A 349-nucleotide genomic window follows, 5' to 3' on the forward strand; every position below is an offset into this window, starting at 1 on the left:
CACGACGATGCCCGTGTCGCGCGTGAGCTGCGCGAGCCGCTCGAGATCGTCGGCCGAGAACACGGTCGCGGTCGGGTTGTGCGGCGAATTGACGATGATCATCCGCGTGCGCGGCGTGATCGCGGCCGCCACTTCGTCCCAGTTCACGCGGAAATGCTCGGGCGACAGCTTGATCGCGACCGGCGTCGCGCCCTGCAGGCGCACGATCGGCGCATAACTGTCGAACGACGGCTCGAAGTAGATCACCTCGTCGCCCGGATGCACGAGCGCGCTGATCGCCGCGTAGAGCCCTTCGCTCGCGCTCGCGATCACCGTGATCTCGGTGGCCGGGTCATAGCGCGTGCCGTAA

The 349-nt window shown here is 67.3% G+C and carries 1 protein-coding gene; it reads right to left on the reverse strand.

Annotation, left to right across the window (positions count from 1 at the left end; translation table 11 throughout):
- On the reverse strand, positions 1-349 hold a 349-nt coding region (locus U5809_RS34610; protein ID WP_322089858.1), incomplete at both ends, for an aminotransferase class I/II-fold pyridoxal phosphate-dependent enzyme.

It is taken from the genome of Burkholderia sp. BCC1999, from assembly GCF_905339975.1.
Classification (GTDB): Bacteria; Pseudomonadota; Gammaproteobacteria; order Burkholderiales; family Burkholderiaceae; genus Burkholderia.